General features: G+C 51.9%; 18 protein-coding genes and 1 pseudogene. 7 read left to right on the top strand and 12 right to left on the bottom strand.

The features are described 5' to 3' along the window. Positions 1-17 precede the first annotated feature (17 nt). The 3 genes from Q0R57_RS05265 to pelA all read right to left on the bottom strand — a co-directional run bounded on the left by Q0R57_RS05265 (position 18) and on the right by pelA (position 5,605). Positions 18-3,188, bottom strand: coding sequence for an efflux RND transporter permease subunit (locus Q0R57_RS05265; RefSeq protein ID WP_294744359.1), 3,171 nt, complete (start codon positions 3,186-3,188; stop codon positions 18-20). Positions 3,189-3,201: 13 nt separating this feature from the next. Beyond that, positions 3,202-4,320, bottom strand: a complete 1,119-nt coding sequence (locus Q0R57_RS05260) for an efflux RND transporter periplasmic adaptor subunit (RefSeq protein ID WP_294744358.1) — start codon at positions 4,318-4,320, stop codon at positions 3,202-3,204. Between the two features lie 151 nt (positions 4,321-4,471). Beyond that, positions 4,472-5,605 (bottom strand): pectate lyase, encoded by a 1,134-nt coding sequence (pelA, locus tag Q0R57_RS05255; protein WP_294744357.1) that lies wholly within the window; start codon positions 5,603-5,605, stop codon positions 4,472-4,474. Positions 5,606-5,839: 234 nt separating this feature from the next. On the opposite strand from pelA, the gene Q0R57_RS05250 reads away from it, so the two are divergent. Further along, a complete protein-coding gene (locus Q0R57_RS05250) occupies positions 5,840-7,933 on the top strand; it encodes a PP2C family protein-serine/threonine phosphatase (RefSeq protein ID WP_294744356.1) in 2,094 nt (697 codons plus the stop codon). A 112-nt stretch (positions 7,934-8,045) separates the two neighbouring features. On the opposite strand, the gene Q0R57_RS05245 is transcribed toward Q0R57_RS05250, so the two are convergent. Together Q0R57_RS05245 and Q0R57_RS05240 are read right to left on the bottom strand one after the other, a co-directional pair. Continuing rightward, a complete protein-coding gene (locus Q0R57_RS05245) occupies positions 8,046-8,663 on the bottom strand; it encodes a CatA-like O-acetyltransferase, family 2 (RefSeq protein ID WP_294744355.1) in 618 nt (205 codons plus the stop codon). A gap of 2 nt (positions 8,664-8,665) precedes the next feature. After that, positions 8,666-10,984, bottom strand: coding sequence for a glycoside hydrolase family 3 N-terminal domain-containing protein (locus Q0R57_RS05240; RefSeq protein ID WP_294744354.1), 2,319 nt, complete (start codon positions 10,982-10,984; stop codon positions 8,666-8,668). Positions 10,985-11,259: 275 nt separating this feature from the next. On the opposite strand from Q0R57_RS05240, the gene Q0R57_RS05235 reads away from it, so the two are divergent. The 5 genes from Q0R57_RS05235 to Q0R57_RS05215 all read left to right on the top strand — a co-directional run bounded on the left by Q0R57_RS05235 (position 11,260) and on the right by Q0R57_RS05215 (position 13,465). Beyond that, the gene (locus Q0R57_RS05235; protein ID WP_294744353.1) at positions 11,260-11,562 is read left to right on the top strand and encodes a DUF4160 domain-containing protein; all 303 of its coding nucleotides are present in this window, start codon (positions 11,260-11,262) and stop codon (positions 11,560-11,562) included. Positions 11,563-11,574: 12 nt separating this feature from the next. Next, positions 11,575-11,823 (top strand): DUF2442 domain-containing protein, encoded by a 249-nt coding sequence (locus Q0R57_RS05230; RefSeq protein ID WP_294744352.1) that lies wholly within the window; start codon positions 11,575-11,577, stop codon positions 11,821-11,823. 172 nt (positions 11,824-11,995) lie between these two features. Next, a complete protein-coding gene (locus tag Q0R57_RS05225) occupies positions 11,996-12,508 on the top strand; it encodes a hypothetical protein (protein ID WP_294744351.1) in 513 nt (170 codons plus the stop codon). 157 nt (positions 12,509-12,665) lie between these two features. Beyond that, positions 12,666-12,818 carry a hypothetical protein gene (locus Q0R57_RS05220; RefSeq protein WP_294744350.1) on the top strand — a complete coding sequence of 51 codons (153 nt, stop codon included), beginning with the start codon at positions 12,666-12,668 and terminating at the stop codon, positions 12,816-12,818. Between the two features lie 203 nt (positions 12,819-13,021). After that, positions 13,022-13,465, top strand: coding sequence for a GAF domain-containing protein (locus Q0R57_RS05215; protein WP_294744349.1), 444 nt, complete (start codon positions 13,022-13,024; stop codon positions 13,463-13,465). Here the strand turns inward: Q0R57_RS05215 and Q0R57_RS05210 are convergent. From Q0R57_RS05210 to Q0R57_RS05180, 7 genes and pseudogenes are all read right to left on the bottom strand, one after another. Next, entirely contained in the window at positions 13,462-14,244 is a 783-nt protein-coding gene (locus Q0R57_RS05210; RefSeq protein ID WP_294744348.1) for a ZIP family metal transporter, read from the bottom strand. The two genes, Q0R57_RS05215 and Q0R57_RS05210, sit on opposite strands and share 4 nt — an antisense overlap. 107 nt (positions 14,245-14,351) lie before the next feature. Further along, positions 14,352-14,513, bottom strand: a complete 162-nt coding sequence (locus Q0R57_RS05205) for a rubredoxin (protein WP_294744498.1) — start codon at positions 14,511-14,513, stop codon at positions 14,352-14,354. A gap of 90 nt (positions 14,514-14,603) precedes the next feature. Next, positions 14,604-15,230, bottom strand: a pseudogene (locus Q0R57_RS05200) (MBL fold metallo-hydrolase); the annotation flags it as partial. Between the two features lie 67 nt (positions 15,231-15,297). Beyond that, positions 15,298-15,459, bottom strand: coding sequence for a rubredoxin (locus Q0R57_RS05195; protein ID WP_294744347.1), 162 nt, complete (start codon positions 15,457-15,459; stop codon positions 15,298-15,300). A 142-nt stretch (positions 15,460-15,601) separates the two neighbouring features. Then, on the bottom strand, positions 15,602-15,772 hold the full coding sequence (locus Q0R57_RS05190; protein WP_294744346.1) for a transcriptional regulator: 171 nt from the start codon (positions 15,770-15,772) through the stop codon (positions 15,602-15,604). A 13-nt stretch (positions 15,773-15,785) separates the two neighbouring features. After that, positions 15,786-16,184 carry a pyridoxamine 5'-phosphate oxidase family protein gene (locus Q0R57_RS05185; RefSeq protein ID WP_294744345.1) on the bottom strand — a complete coding sequence of 133 codons (399 nt, stop codon included), beginning with the start codon at positions 16,182-16,184 and terminating at the stop codon, positions 15,786-15,788. Between the two features lie 27 nt (positions 16,185-16,211). Continuing rightward, a complete protein-coding gene (locus tag Q0R57_RS05180; RefSeq protein WP_294744344.1) occupies positions 16,212-16,673 on the bottom strand; it encodes a ferritin-like domain-containing protein in 462 nt (153 codons plus the stop codon). Positions 16,674-16,843: 170 nt separating this feature from the next. On the opposite strand from Q0R57_RS05180, the gene Q0R57_RS05175 reads away from it, so the two are divergent. Next, positions 16,844-17,030, top strand: a 187-nt coding sequence (locus Q0R57_RS05175) for a hypothetical protein (protein WP_294744343.1), incomplete at its 3' end; no start/stop codon positions are given.

Here is a 17,030-nt window from a genome sequence, read left to right as displayed (position 1 = left end):
AATTATTCTCTAATACACTAATTCTTGGGCTTAAATATCTGTTTTACCTTTTCCTCAATGGTCTGGAACACCACGAAGAGCACGGGAACGATAAACAGCAGGGCGATGGTTCCAATGACCATACCGCCAATGGTGCCCACACCCAGCGAGTGGTTACCGTTGGCGCCCACACCTGTAGCCAGCGCCAGAGGCAACAGTCCGAAGACCATCGTCATCGACGTCATCAGGATAGGACGCAGACGCACGGCAGCCGCATCAAGTGCTGCCTCCACGATACCCAGTCCCTGACGGCGGCGAGTGGTGGCATATTCCGTCAGCAGGATGGCCGTCTTCGACAGCAGTCCAATCAGCATAATCAGTCCCGTCTGCATGTAGATATTGTTCTCCAGTCCCCACAGGTTGGCAAAGAGGAACGAGCCCGCCAGTCCGAAGGGTACACTCAGGATAACGGCCATTGGGATGAACAGACTCTCGTAGAGGGCACAGAGAATCAGATAGATGAAGATGATACAGAGCACAAAGACCAGCGCCGTCGTGTTTTGCGACGATGCCTCCTCACGCGTCATACCGCCAAACTCATAGCCATAGCCCTCGGGCAGCACCTCAGCCGCCGTCTTACGGATGGCGTCGATGGCCTGACCACTGCTATAACCCTCGGCGGCAGTACCTCCCACCTGTATCGACGGGAAGAGGTTGAAGCGCGAGAGCGTCTCGGAGCCATAGACACGTGTCAGCGTCAGATACTGACCAATAGGCGACATCTCGCCGCTACTGGTTCTCACAAAGATATTATTCAGCGACTCGGCATCGAGACGGTATTCAGGCGAGGCCTGCACCATCACACGATAGAGCTTGGTGAAGCGCACGAAGTTCGAGGCGTACGAGCCGCCCACATAACCACTCAGCGCCTGCAGCACATCGCTGGGACTCACGCCGCGCCGTTTGCACAATGCGGCATCCACCTCCACACGATACTGCGGATACTTCAACGAGAAATTGGTAAAGGCCCTACTGATCTCTGGCCTTTCATTCAGGGCAGCAATCAGTTTGTTGGTATAGTCGTACAGCTCCTGGATGGTGCCGCCATGCTTGTCCTGCACATGCAGCTCAAAACCATTGATACGTCCGAAACCCGGCAGCATATTCTGTGTGTTCACCTGAATCTTCGCATTGGCAATGTCGGCCGTCCTGCGGTATATCTCCTGCACAATGCTCTGATCATCATCGCCCTTGCCGGTGCGCTCGTCCCATTTCTTCAGTTTCAGCGTGAAGTTACCATTCGACGAGGACTGCTCAAAGCTGTTAGAGTTGCCCGCAACGAGCGAGTAGATGCGCAACTGCGGCAGGTCCTTGATGCGTGCCTCCACCTCCTTGAGGATGCCGTAGGTCTGCTGCAGACTGCTACCTGGCGACGCCTGCACATTAATAAATACAGTACCCATATCCTCGTTGGGCACCAGTCCTGTACGAGTGGTTTTCATCATCCAACCCAAGGCCACAAGGGCGAGAACCACAAGTAGGGCAGCCACCTTCTTATAATGCGTAAAACGACCTACAGCACCTTTGTATTTTGCAGAGAACGCCACAAACACACGGTTGAAGGCGGCCTGGAAGCGGTTCAGCTTCGAGTCGCGCATAATGATAGCCGAGAGTGCCGGCGAGAGGGTCAGCGCATTGAACAGCGAGATGGCTACGGCGATGGCCATAGTCAGTCCAAACTGCGTATAGAACGTGCCCGTGACGCCACTGATGAAGCAGACGGGCACAAACACGGCCATAAACACCAGCGTCGTAGTAATCAGGGCGGAGGTAATATTCTTCATGGCCTCCTCTGTCATTTGGTGATTGGTGACAGGTGAAGGGTGAAGGGAGGATAGTTCTGACGATGATTCTATTCTCCCGTCACCTTTCACCAAACTCCCTTCACCCCTTTCAAGCCTCGTCTGCACCGCTTCCACCACCACGATAGCATCGTCCACCACCGTACCGATGACCAGCACCAGCGCGAAGAGCGTCAGCATGTTCAGCGAGAAGCCGATGGCGTAGATAACGGCCAGCGTGGCTATCAGCGACACCACGATGGCGATAGCAGGGATGATGGTTGAGCGCCAGCTGCCCAGAAACAGCCACACCACCAGGATGACCAGCAGCAGGGCTTCGAGCAGCGTCTCCACCACCGAGGCGATGCTAGCGTCGAGGAAGTCCTTCTTCGACTCCAGGTCCTCGATGACGATGCCTGGCGGTAGCGAGTGACGTATCTCCTCCACCTCGGCGTCAATCTGCTTGATAATCTCGTTGGCATTAGAGCCGGCCACCTGATTGATGCTGATGTTGACACCCGGACAGCCGTTGGTCTCGGCAATGATGTTATAGTTCTGCGAACCCAGCTCCACACGGGCAATGTCGCCAATGCGCAGCACGTCTCCATCGGGCAGCGAGCGTATCACCAAGTTGGCATACTCCTGCTCCTCCTCATAGCGACCTCGATATTTCAGCACATACTGGAACGTATTGTCGCTCTCGGCGCCCAGCGTACCTGTGGCCACCTCCACGTTCTGTTCGTTCAGCACCTGGGTGATGTCGGCAGGCGTCAGTCCGTACTGCGCCATCTTCAGCGGGTCGAGCCAGATACGCATAGAGTAGTCGGCACCCATCACGTTAACCTCGCCCACGCCGGGTATTCGGCTCAGACGCGGCTCAATATTAATCTTGGTATAGTTGGCCAGGAAAGCACGGTCGAAAGTGCTGTCGGGACTATAAACGGCCATCTGCTTGATGTTTGAGGTCTGACGCTTTCTCACCGTCAGTCCGCTCTTCACCACATCACTCGGCAGTCGGCCCTGCACGGTGGCGGCACGGTTCTGAACGTTCACCATCGCCATGTTGGGGTCGGTACCCTGACGGAAGAAGATACCTATCGAGGCAGTACCATTGTTCGAGGCGCTCGACGTCATATACATCATACCCTCCACGCCGTTGATGGCTTCCTCCAGAGGCACCACCACGCTCTTCTGCACCGTCTCGGCATTGGCACCGGTATACGAGGCCATGATTCTCACCGTGGGTGGTGCTATCTCAGGAAACTGCTCCAGCGCCAGCCTGCTCAGTCCGATGATGCCCACCAGCACCATCAGCACGCTTATCACTCCGGAAAGGATTGGCCTATCAATAAATGTCCTAACGTTCATCACCTTTCACCTTTCACTTTTCACCTTTCACCTCAATCCCTTCTTTCAGCAGTCCTGCACCCTCGGCAATGATGGTGTCACCCACCTGCAGGCCCTCGTCCACGATATACTCCTTACCGTTGTTCTGCGGATAGAGCGTGATGGGCGTAGCCTTCGTCTTGCCGTTGACCACCTTATACACAAACATACGGTTCTGCAACTCATAGGTAGCCTCCTGCGGAATGACGATGCAGTCCTTGCGGTGCGTGGGCACCACCACCGTACCACTGCCACCATGATGCAGCAGTCCACCCACATTGGGGAAGGTGGCACGCAGAGCTACGGCACCCGTCTTGTCGTCCACCGTACCGCTCACGGCGCTGATGCGTCCCTGCTCGCTATACAACTGTCCGTTGTTCATACGCAGACTCACCATCGGCGCCTCGGCAATGAATTTCTCTATGCTGCCATATTGCGTCACCAGGTCCAGGGCCTGACTCTCGCTGATGCTGAAATAGACATAGACCTCCGAGTCGTCAGCCACCGTGACCAGCGGCTCTGAAATGCTGCTGCTCACCAGCGAGCCCACATGCCAGGGAATCATCGATGCCACGCCACTCACGGGACTCTTCACCTCGGTATAGCTCAAGTTGTTGCGGGCGTTCACCTCCTGCGCCTTGGCCTGTGCCAGGGCAGCCTGAGCCTCCAGCAGGGCGTTCTGCATGGTCTGCACCGACATGTCGGCCACCACGCGACCTTCCTGCAGCAGCCGCTCGTTGTCGTAGTTCATCTGGGCCGTAGCCAACCGGGCCTCGGCACTCTTACGAGTAGCCACCGCCACCTCAAGGGCTGCGCTATAGGGCACCTGGTCGATGACAAACAGCGTCTGCCCTTTCTTCACGGCCTCGCCCTCGCCCGTCAGGATGCGGGTGATGCAGCCCGACACCTGCGGACGCACCTCTACAATCTGCTTACCCGTCAACCGCGCCGAGTACTGTCGCTCGAGCACCATATCTTTCTGGCCCACCACCATGGTCTGGTAGTCAGCAGCCTGCTGCTGTCTCTGCTGCTTCTCCTCGCCACACGAGGCACTCAGCACCACAGCCATACCCACAGCAGGCAGCACCAGCCAGTCAGTCAAAAATCTTCTCATATTATTATCTTTGTTTTTGTGGGGACAAAGGTAATAAAAAAATGTGTAACGCCCAACAAAAGCGAAAAAAAACAACTTTGGCAGGGACATTTCTTCTTCATGCCCCTGACAAGCTGGATATCATTATCACTATTTGACTTAACTAACTCCTTTATTGACGATTATGAATAAAGGACACTCTGTTTGCTATTCTGTTTTTCTCTGCCCACATCTCGTACATACTGTACAGTTCCTTAGGCTTATCGTTATACCAGGCATAGCCGGTGCGGCGCTCATATCCGATATCCTCCAGACGGCGCTTGGGCTTCCCGTCACGGTCGCAGAAGAACGGTTCGCCTTTTTCCAAATCATAGAAGCGCGCCCATAGCGGCCCTGCATCATCATCCCTTACAATGCGGACATCCTGCTTTCCGTTTGCCCAGAAGTGCTCCAGCCTGTAGCCGGTAATCATGTGGTCGTCATACCATTTCATAGCGCCATTGACGGCTCGGACGATACGCTCGTCGGGGGTGGGAATCTGCATGAGCATGATGACGAGATGGGCACTCTCCATCGCACAAAGCGACGGCAACTCATAGGCACGGGCTTTGGCAGGCTGCAGCGTCACGGCATCGTGCTGCTGGCACCATACCGTAGGTTCTCCGTTGACCACTATCTGCGTGGCCAGGATGCAGTCGATGCCTTTGTTGAAAGCCGTTGCCGTACGCTCTCGCATCTGACTGTCAACCAAGCCGTTGCCATAGGGTTCGCTACCATTCATGACATCGCGGATAAGCTTGAGCACATTGACCATCGCATTGTCATTATAAGTAATGTGTACCTGATAATGATGGTTCTTGGGCCAGAACTGGGGCCATCCGCCATTGTCATATTGTCCGCTGAACAGAAAGGCCATAGCCTTGCGGAACGACTCACGATAGCGGTTGTCATGAGTCTGCTGAAACAGACGTGCCAGAAACGTCATCTGCATCGTCGTGGCCTTATTGTCGATAGTCGAATCGTCAAGGCGAACCTTTTGCCGTCTGACGCTGTCCTGCTGTTCACTCGTCAACGGCCTCACCATATTGACATTCTTCGGCCATCCGCCAGTGTCTCGCTGATAAAGCAACAACTGCTCACCTACCCTACGGGCTTCTGCCGACAGGAAGAAGGCGCTGTCCTTCTGCTGCAGCACCTGATCGTTTGTCAGCGTTTGGGCCTGCAAGCTGAAACAGGCAGCCACGAATACCGCGAGAGCCAACGCTCTGCCTCTCACCGCCAACAGGCTTCCACTATTTCCTAACAATCTTCTGGTTGTTTTGAATGAGAATACCATGTAAACAAATTCTTTTTCATATTTCCTTCCATCTATTCGCAAATGGTTGTTATTTGTAAACAGACGCGTTATAATTAGTTAGTACTCAATTTGAGGCAAAGGTACAAAATAAGAACGAATCAAAAGAAGAAATAGGAAAAAAAGTGAAAAAACATGATAATAATCGGAAATTATGTTTATCTTTGCAGAAAAATAAAGATAAACATGAAAAGACCGATATTCTTTTGGATGCTATCTGCTTTGCTGCTGTTTTCATGTGGAAACGACAAGAGTCACTTTGAACAGATACATGAGAGAAGCGAGGACACAACGATGAAAGACCCCGAGGACAACGAGGCCTGCAGAATGGTTATTGACCTGTTAGATGGTGAAGACCACCAGCGCACCCTGTTCGTCGTAGATAGCCTTGAAAAGGTCAAGGCTCTGTCGGCAATGGCGGCAAACTACTATCGTGGTTTGGCCTATAGCAAGAATAAGCAGCTGCGCACTACCGAATGGTGCTGGCAGAAAAACATGATAACCCAGAACCCGTCGCCTAAGGATATCTACTTTTATTACCAGTCGGCGGCATCACTGTCTAACCTGCTGGTGAACAAGCACAACTATGAGGGTGCCCTGCGTATTGCCTTGCCTGCTGTCACAAAGATGGAGGAGACCAACAGCAACCTCGACCTTGTTCATGCCATCCTGCACGAGTCTATAGGCCAATGTCAACTGAATCTGGGAAGACACGACAATGCTGCCGTCAGTTACGACCTGGCTTTCAAGAAATACATGCAGGTGGCCGAGGCCGACAGCACCGCCAATGGACTGCGACATGCTATCGTCGATGCCTTCAACACTGCTCTGGGCTATCTGCACGCAAAACACTACGATGAGGTGCTCGTATGGACAGACCGTACTGACAGTCTGATAGCGCCCTACAAAGCAAAACAGGGAGCCAGCGAGGCCTTTGCCAATCATGTTCAGACTCGTCTCAGCTTGCAATATGCGGTGGCGCTGCAGGCCCTGGGACGTGAAGACGAGGCTGCGGCAGCCTATAGTGCCTACAAAGCCACCGACTATGGGCGGAGCAGCTATGGACGCATTGACGCAACAGGCTACCTGATGGCCACCAACCGCTATGCTGAAGCTGCCGACAACTACCGCAATCTGGACGGCGTACTGAATGAGTGGGGCATGGACTATTCGCTCGACAACATCCAGGGCTTCCTCGCATCGAAATATTTTGCCAACCTGAAGTCAGGACGCAACGACTCGGCATTGGCGGTAGCCACACAAGCCTTCGAGTTGCTCGATACCGCCATTGCACAAGCCAAACAGAGCGATGCCGCCGAACTGGCCATCATTTATGACACACAGCAGATGGAGCGAGAGATTGCCAATCAGCAGGTAAACCTGACGCGCCACAGGCTGATAGGCACCATAGCCGTATCGCTGCTGGTCACGGTCTTCTTCATCTTCTACATCATCCATCGCCGCAAGGCACAGCGACGCTTGCAGGCCACCTTCAACGAGCTGCAGACGGCCTATGACCAGTTGCGCGAAACCACAGCTGCCAAAGAGCGCATCGAGAGCGAGCTCATCATTGCTCGCGGCATACAGATGTCGATGGTGCCCAGCGTATTCCCCGACAGACCGGGTATCGACCTCTATGCCTATATGCAACCGGCTAAAGAAGTGGGCGGCGACCTCTACGACTATGTCCTGGTGGACGACTATCTCTATTTCTGCGTGGGCGACGTCTCGGGCAAGGGTGTGCCAGCCTCGCTGGTAATGGCTCAGACCACTCGTCTGTTCCGCTCGCTAGCCACGCAGGAGAAACAGCCTGCCCAGATAGCTCAATGCATCAATGCCGAGATGACCGACGAGAGAGTGACACACGGCATGTTCGTCACCATGTTCATCGGCCTGCTCGACCTGAAGACAGGACGGCTGGTGTTCTGCAATGCAGGACATAACCCCCCCGTGTTGGGCGGCGATGATGCAGGTGGCACTATCCTTGACATCGAACCTAACGCTCCGGTGGGGCTGTGGCCTGAACTGGAGTATGTAGAGGAGGAAATAGCATGTATCAAGGGACGTCCGCTGTTTGTATATACCGATGGGTTGACAGAGGCAGAAAACGCCAACTTGCAGCAGTTTGGTGAGGAACGTATGTTGGAAACGCTACGCCATACGCAGTTCAAGAATTCACAGCAGGTGATAGAGGCACTACGGGTGGAGGTGGAGAAGCACCGCAATGGAGAGGAACCCAACGATGACCTGACTATGCTATGCCTGCGCATTGACCTCTAAGTTCGTTCAAGGTACTCTCATCAGAAAATTTTCAAATAAATATTGGGAACTGAGAACAGGACAATTCCATATATTCTGCATGACGAGTAGTGCTGGGGTAGCATCTGGTTCATCATATCGTGTTGATAGTTTTTTGCAGTTCTTCCAAGAACCGGGCAGCGTGCGAGCCGTCCATCTGGGCATGATGGAACTGGAAGGAGATGGGCAAAGTTACTTTGAACCAATGCTTGCGATAACGGCCCCAGGCCAGGAAGGGATTGGTGAAGATGCCGCTATACTGGTTGGTGATGCTGTCGAGCTCCGTGTCTGTGACGGCTGATGTGCCAACGATAACGGCTTCCTCGTCGAGGATGTCCTGACAGGTCTTGCTGATGGTCTCTGTCAGATGCAGGTAGTTGGCATTAAACGCCTCCAGGTCGTCGCATACGGCCACGTCGCAGAAGCTGAGTCCGCCCTTGACGTTGTCAGCTATCACGTTGATGGCCATACGGTCGTATTTGTACAGTTTCCCGTTTTGGGGTAACATGTAAAACTCCTCTATCCTTGATGCTGCCCTGCCGATGCACCAGCAGAGCAGCATGTTGAACTTCATGCCGCGCTGACGACTCACCTTACGCAGTCGCGTCACATCGAAGGTCTTCGTGAATGTCACCATCGGCATGGGCGACTTCGTCCACAGTTCGAAGGCGATGGCTCTTTTGGTATCCTTGGGGTTGATTTCCTGTTTCATCGTTAGATATTTGGTTCGTCCCAGATCTTTGTCTGTGTGCACGCAGTACCTACGGTCTGGTTGCCCACCTTCAGGATAAAGTCGCCCTCCTCAAGGGTCCACTTACCATCGGCACCTACAAAGGCTAAGCTCTTGGCAGGCAACTGGAAGGTAACGGTCTTCACCTCGCCTGGCTGCAACTCAATCTTAGTGAAGTCGCGCAAACGCTTGTTGTCTGGTACGATAGATGCCACGAGGTCGCTGCTGTAAAGCAGTACAGCCTCCTTACCGGCCTTGGCGCCAGTATTCTTTACATCCACGCTTACTGTCAGCACGTCAGCGGCAGTAAACTGCTTCTTATCTACCTTCAGGTTCGAGTACTCGTAGGTGGTATAGCTGAGGCCATAGCCGAAGGGCCACTGCAGCGACACCTTCGCGTCGTAGTTGTAAGCGCCAGCCATCGTACCCACCTCTTCTGACACCTTATAATCGTAGGTGTTCAGCGAGTTAATTTCGCGAGGATAGGTGTAAGGCATCTTGGCAGAGAAGTTGGCATCGCCAGCCAACAGGTTAGCCAGTGCGTCGCCACCGTAGTTACCAGGAATCAGGATATCAACCACAGCCTTTGCCAATGGCTCGATGTCAGCAATCAAGCGGGGACGACCCTCGTTCAGCACCAGCACGATGGGCTTGCCAGTCTTGGCGAGTGCCTTTACCAGGTTGCGCTGATTCTCCGACAGCCACAGGTCGCTCAGGTTACCAGGCGTCTCAGTATAAGAATTCTCACCGATACAAGCGATGATGACATCGGCATTGGCAGCAGCGGCCACAGCCTTGTCAATCTGTGGCTCGTTCTCCTTATCGTATGAACCATTCTCGTTATAGGTCACACCCTGCTCCAGGATGATGTTCTCTTTACCATACTTATTACACAGGGCCTCGTAGATGGTGTTGTACTTCTCTGAGAGATCCTCTGCACGTGAACCCTGCCAGGTGTAGCTCCAACCACCATTCAGACAGCGCATCTGGTTGGCGTTAGGACCAGTAAGCAGAATCTTCTTTCCCTTAGCCAGAGGCAGGATATTGCCCTCGTTCTTCAGGAGGACGATGGACTCCTCGGCGGATTGGAGGGCAGCGGCGGCAAACTCGGCGCAACCATATTTCTCGAAGCCCTTGCCACCAGTGTTGGGCTTCTCGAAGAGGCCCAGACGATACTTGGCACGCAGGATGCGGCGGACGGCATCGTCGATACGACTCATCTTCACCTTACCCTCCTCTACCAGCTCCTTCAGCAGGATGCAGAAGTCAATGCTGTAGGGGTCCATCGACATATCGATACCAGCATTGATGGCGATGCGGATGGCATCCTTCTTGTCCTTAGCCACATGCTCGCGCTGGAACAGGTTGTTGATGTCGGCCCAGTCGGTAACCATGAATCCGTCCCACTGCAGGTCTTCCTTCAGCCACTTGGTCAGGTACTCGTAGCTGGCGTGAACAGGCACGCCGTTGATTGACGACGAGTTGACCATGATGGTCAGGGTGCCAGCGAGGGCAGCCTGCTTGAATGGCTCGAAATATTTCTCGCGGATCATCTGTGGCGATAGGTAAGCTGGGGTACGGTCCTTACCCGACCAGGGGGCACCGTAAGCGAAATAGTGCTTGGTGCTGGTACCTACATGATACTGGTCGATGTGGTTATTATCATCGCCCTGATAGCCTCTGATCTCAGCCACCACCATCTTCGCGTTGACGATGGCATCCTCGCCAAAGCTCTCATAGACACGAGGCCAGCGTGGGTCGCGACTCAGGTCAACCACTGGGTTATACACCCAAGGACAGTTGGCCGCACGACTCTCGTAGGCTGTAATCTCAGCGCCTCTGCGAGCCAGCTCGGTATTGAACGACGCACCCAGGTTGATGGGCTGTGGGAAGAGCGTGCCGTCCTGAACATAGGTCACACCATGGTTTTGGTCCAGTCCGTAGATATCAGGAATGCCGAGATACGTCATCGACTTCTCCTGAATCAGCCGAATCCACTGCTGCCACTGGGCCACACTCGCGGCACGGGTGCCAGGGGCGTTGAGGATAGAGCCCACCTTCCACTTCGAGATGAGGGTGTCGAGCATCTGCTCGTTCAGTTTCCACTTACCTGTAGCGTCGTAGCGACCCATGATGTCGAAGTTCAGTTCCAACATCTGACCTATCTTCTCGTCGAGTGTCATCTTGGCCAGCGTCTTCTCTACCTTCGCCTCCAGCGCCGCATCACGGGGGATGCCAGGCTTCTGTGCTGCAGCCATGATGCAGGCACAGATCATTGCAATCGATAAAACTGTTTTCTTCATAAACGGTGTTGAGTTATTGATTTCTGACTGCAAAGATACGCATAATTGTCGAGACTGCCAAACATTTGGGATAAACAGCACTGATTTGTGACAAATGGTTTGATTAAGCGAGTGCAAAGCCGAATAAATTCGAGCTTTGCCGAGCGTGAAAACCATCGAGCGTAGCTCAATTGCACGCGCTTTACGTTAAATGTTGTTACTTTTTAAGAAATAATGCTGATTGTTTGCAAAAATATGTGTATATTTACCGACGTAAACAACAAAACGAAAAGATTATGCCAAAGATATTCGAATACTTCGGATTCATATTCTACTTCTACTCCAACGAGCACGAGCCAATACACATCCACGTGCTCCACGGGGGCAGGGAGAGCATCTTCGACCTCATCATGATGAACGGCGAGCTGGCTGAGATACACGTGCGCGAGAAGCACGGAGCCGAGCCGCTGACGGAGAAGGACAAGCGCACGGCAGAGGCTTTCATTCGCAAATACCATAAGAACATCATCGATAAGTGGGTAAAGTTCTTCATTCTGAAGCAGAGCGTCCGCAGTACGAACATCAAGAAGAAACTATAGGGAGGAACAGACATGGAGAGACTTTTCATCACCAAGGCGGAGAACATGGGCAACCTGACCGTCAGCCTGACGTTCAGCGACAACACCGTGCGGACGGTGGACATCGGCGACTTCATCCGCCGCCATCCCCACCCGCAATACAACAAGTACCTCGACCCCCGCAAGTTCAGCCGCTTCACCATCGACAACGGCAACATCGTGTGGGGTAAGAACTGGGACATGATTTTCCCCGTCGAGAATTTGTACGCCGGGAGGATATAAACAACAACGAACAACGAAATGAAAGGCTACGTGTAGGCGCGGGAACCGCGGGAATGCGGATAGACCGACCGACATAGAACGACATAAGGAAGCGTTGACTGCCGTTCAGGCGAATTTGCAATTCGCCTGCCGTGAGTATAAGAATTTGTAATTCGATTAAATATCAGAACATATGAGAAGATTACTACAGCTAACATTATTTCTACTCATCGCTAGCACAGGATGGGCACAGGATTCTCAAACTGTGGAGCATTTGTTCAAAGCATTTTATTATGACAAGGACAGCATCCGAATAGTTATTCCAGAGAATGAGCATGCTTCCACAAAACTTACCGGTTTCATGGCACACAAGGCCAAGATAGTTTTATTCGGTGATAAAGCCAAAACGAAATTGACCAATACAGACGACATCTTCATAGAAGTCATGGACACTTTACAATTGAAGCCACAGTTTTTTAGAGTGATGAAACTGAAAGTTAAAAAAGGCAACCGAGAGGCAACTTGCTGGTCAAGCTCTCCGTTAGGTGTCAAGGACAGCTCAAGCGATTTCATACCTACAACGCTTTATCCTATCAAGGAAAATATCTATCGCATTAACATCAAGGACTTGCCGAAAGGTCACTATTTTATCATTTACCAAGAAGGCTTGAGCACGTTGATGGAGCCATATGATTTTGATAAGTAGCACTATGACTCCCCTCACCACAACCCTCTACTTCACTACTTCAACGGTCATCGACTGGGTGGACATCTTTTCGCGCCCGACGTACCGCCACGTCGTCGTGGAGTCGCTCGACTACTGCCAGCGGCAGAAGGGGCTGAGGATTTACGCCTGAGTGCTGATGACGAACCACCTGCACATGGTGGTCTCAGCAGAGGGCAAGCAGACGGTAGGCGACATCCTGCGCGACTTCAAGAAGTTTACGAACAAGAAGATTCTGAAGGCGCTGGGGCAGCACAGATCATTGCAATCGATAAAACTGTTTTCTTCATAAATAATGTCGAGCTTTTGATTTTGACTGCAAATATAGATAAAACTTTTTAAAATCCATCCTTTTTTGGTAATTTTAATTTGGTTTTTTAAATGCTCTTTAATAATCTCACCGTTTTCACAAAACATATTAAATCTGCGTGTAAAGTTATGAATTATTCTTCATTATTTCGTAACTTTGCCCCAAGTTTTAAGAAATAATAGGATATGAAGGAAGAGCAATATAAGTTACTGGTCAGCCAGATTGCATCACTCATCGAGGGCGAGAAGGACATAATAGCCGTTATGAGCAATGTGGCAGCGGCCATCCACCAAACCATGGGATTCTGGTGGACGGGGTTCTATCGAGTCAACAATGAGGAGTTAGTGCTTGGCCCATTCCAAGGCCCCGTCGCCTGTATGCACATCCCATACGGCAAGGGCGTGTGTGGCACAGCCTGGCAAAGAGCAGAGACCATCATCGTGCCAGACGTTGAACAGTTCCCTGGTCATATAGCCTGCAGCAGCGAGTCGAAGTCTGAGATTGTAGTGCCTGTATTTGGCAACGACGGCAAGGTGATGGCGGTACTTGACATCGACAGCGAGCGGTTGGCTACATTCGATGACATAGACCGCAAGTATCTGGAGGACATCTGTAAACTTCTGGCCTAACCCATCACCACATCAAGCACCATCATCAGGACGAAGCCAATGGCAAAGCCGATAGTGCTGAGATTAGAGTGCTGACCGCTGGAGGCTTCAGGGATGAGTTCCTCGACTACCACATAGAACATGGCACCAGCGGCAAAGGCCAGCATGTAGGGCATCATAGGCAGCAGCAGGGATGCCAACAGCAGAACAGCAATGGCGCCTACGGGTTCTACGGCGCCACTCAGCGAACCAATCAGGAACGAGCGCCAACGCGAGTTGCCTGCTGCTCGCATCGGCATAGAGATAATAGCTCCCTCGGGCACGTTCTGGATGGCGATACCCAACGACACGGCGACGGCACTGGCAAGGGAGATATTCGTCACGCCGCTGTCGGCACCAGCAAACACCACACCAACAGCCATACCTTCAGGCAGATTGTGAATAGTTACTGCAAGGGCCAGCATTGCCGTCTTCGACAGGTGCGAGCGCATACCTTCTGGTTTATCAGTACCAATGTGCAGGTGCGGCGTCAGTTCGTCGATAAGCAATAGGAAGCCCATACCCAACAGGAAACCCACAGCCGCAGGCAGTACACTCCATTTGCCACTATCTGCTCCCATCTCCATTGCAGGAATCAGTAGCGACCATACCGATGCCGCCACCATTACACCCGATGCGAAGCCCAGCAACGTCTTCTGTAGCCGCATCGACATCTCGCCTCGCATGAAGAACACAAAGGCTGAGCCAAGCATCGTGCCCAGCAGCGGAATCAACAGTCCTATAATCAATGTCGTTGTCATCGTGAGCTACTTCGCGCAGTTTTACTGCGCAAAGATACAACTTTTCTTTGGATTATGCAATACTTAAATAAGATGAATTGCAAAAGGAGAGCCGAAGCCCTCCTATTTTATGCCGGATTAAACTTCTCCTTCGGCTGCTTGCAACGAGGACAACGCCAGTCGTCGGGCAAGTCTTCAAAGGCCACGCCATCGTGCTCTGCGGGGTCATAGACATAGCCACAGATGGAGCAGACATACTTGCCAGAAGCTTCCTGCTTGGAGAAGTCCACTTCGGCCAGAATAGTTGGCACAGGATTATCCAGATCCATCACGCGCTTGGCCTCCAGATTCTCATAGCCCTGTGGGGTGTGAGTGCCGCAATAAACGGTGGGGTGATTGCGGATGAACTCACGGATGCGATTCTGCGTCTCGCGGGCTGCTGGCAGGTCATCATAGACCACAGACAGTTTGTCTTCGTAGAGAGCCTCATCCACATAGGTGATATCGCCGTGAAGCATATAGAACAGGCCTTCGTTCTCGACAATAATGATGCTGTTGCCCTTGGTATGCCCCTTAGCCTTGATAAGGTAGATGCCATCTTGAATTTTCTGAGCCTCAGGGAAGTTGTAATATGGTCCATCGGTGTAGGTGACTGGCACGATGTTTGTTAGTCCCTGCAGTTCGGCAGCATCTGTCTCGTCCTGATTCACATAGACCTTTGCATTCGGGAAGCTTTTCAGTTCTCCACTGTGGTCTGCATGGCGGTGAGTGAGCAAGATCTTCGTCACCTGCTCAGGCTTATATCCAAGAGCCTCGAAGGCCTCCATATAGGTGCAGATGTCCTTGCCAGTAAAACCGAATGAGTTCTCATCGGGAACTTCTTCTGGTGTACCTGCGGGGATGCCTGTATCTACAAGAATAACTTCTGAACCAGTGTCAATCAGCCAATTCTGCAAACTGCCGCGATAGCGGATATTCTGATCAAAATCACCACCTTCGCCACCCATGACGAAAGGCTGAGTATAGAATCCGTCTTTTCTGAATTTTACTGCTTTGATATCCATAATTCTTGATTTATTCTTCTACTGGGGTGAATTTCTCTTTCTTACGCTTGCAGCGGGGGCAGCGCCATGTGTCGGGCAGTTCCTCAAAGGGAGTGCCGGGAGGGATATTCTGCTTAGGATCGCCCTTTTCGGGGTCGTAGGTGTATTTGCAGGGACATTTGAACTTTGTCATATCGTTCTTTCGTTTTAGGATTAAAAAAGGGCGGCAAGTATCGGTGTCTTTCAGCCCAAAGGCTCAGTCACCTTGCTTGCCGCCTGAAGAAAAAAGTTATTTGCGTCGCGGTGCAGATGCACCTATCGATGCCATGAGATGATCAGGCGGGCTGCCATTTGCAGCGCACGGGTGATACGATAGCACCTTCCTTCTTCAATTCTGCAAATGCCTTATCCACTTCCTTGCGGTCAGCACCCAACGCCTTAGTTACGTCACCGGCGGAAACTGGTTTTCCAGCCTCGCGCATAGCCTTTAATACTTGTTCTTTCATAGTCTGTTGCCGATTAGAAATTAACTGTTTCTACCAACTCCATCATCTTGAAGAAATCAGCCTTTGCATCCTTCAGATAATACATCACGCCGTTCTCGCCATTCTCACCGAGGGCAGGTTTCAGCACGGGCATCTTATCGACAAGTGCTCTGCCTATTTCAGGACGATTGTCCTCCACCAAAGTACATGCGATGCGGAGTGTCTGGCCCTTGAAGGCGCAGATCTCAGCCTTGGGATTGGCTGCAATCTGACGGGTGGCATTGGTCTTGCCAAATGCCATAATGTAGATTTTGTCCTCAAAGAACAACATAGCACCATAAGGACGCACACGGGGCTGGTCACCTTCCACTGTAGCCAAATAGAATGTTCCAGCCTTCTCTAAGAAATCATAAACTTTCTGAATTCCTTCCATAATTGCTTCTATTTTTTGTTTACCTGTTTACATCATCGCTGTGAGGAAGTTTTCGTAGCCCAGTTTCTCGATGTAGTTCAGATACTGTGCTTCCCAAGCCATGTGGTCCTTCTCGCCGTCAATCCACTTCTGGATCAGTTTCTGCGTGGGATAGTCGTCGGCGAAGGCTGCTGCCAAATCGCTCAGTTGCTTAATGGCGGTGGGCTCGTAGTCAGACTCTATCTGCTGCTTGGGATCATCGTAGAAGGGGAACTCCTGGGTCTTCATGGCCTCCTGCAGTTCAGCGGGCTTGCAGCCGAGCTCTACCAGGCGCTGCAGCACTTCCTCTGCCTCGTCCCATTCCTCTTCAGCCTCTTCCTTCCACTTGTCGGCCAACTTGTTCCAGCCCTGCAGACGGCAGTATGCCGAGAATGCGAAATGTTGCTTACTGTTGCCAAACCATACAGCGCCTAACTGAGCGAACTGTTTCAATGCTTCTTCTTTTGTCATAATCTGTTTTATTTTAGGTAAATATTAATGTTTGATAGTCATTTGGGGACAAAGTTACACATAATTATTTATACAATTGTAAACCTAAACGGAAGAAAAATTGATTGAAACGGAAATAACTCGCATTTTCTTTGTATATTTGCACCCGCAAACCATCAATCAATTGCAATATGTTCAGATTAGAAGCCACCTGGATGTGGCAATACGGCCACGACACCATCCCTGACTGGGACGGGAAACTGCTGATTATCGATACCGATCCGCACAACTCCCTGGTAGAAACCAATGCGCTGCCAGGAACTATTGCCGCCTACGGCTACACCATCGTGCTGCATGGATGGATGACGATGCTATTCA

The organism is uncultured Prevotella sp., assembly GCF_946407605.1.
In the GTDB taxonomy this organism is placed as follows: Bacteria; Bacteroidota; Bacteroidia; order Bacteroidales; family Bacteroidaceae; genus Prevotella.
The sequence above is the reverse complement of the archived record's forward strand: the minus strand, read 5'-3'. Positions and strand labels throughout refer to the sequence as shown.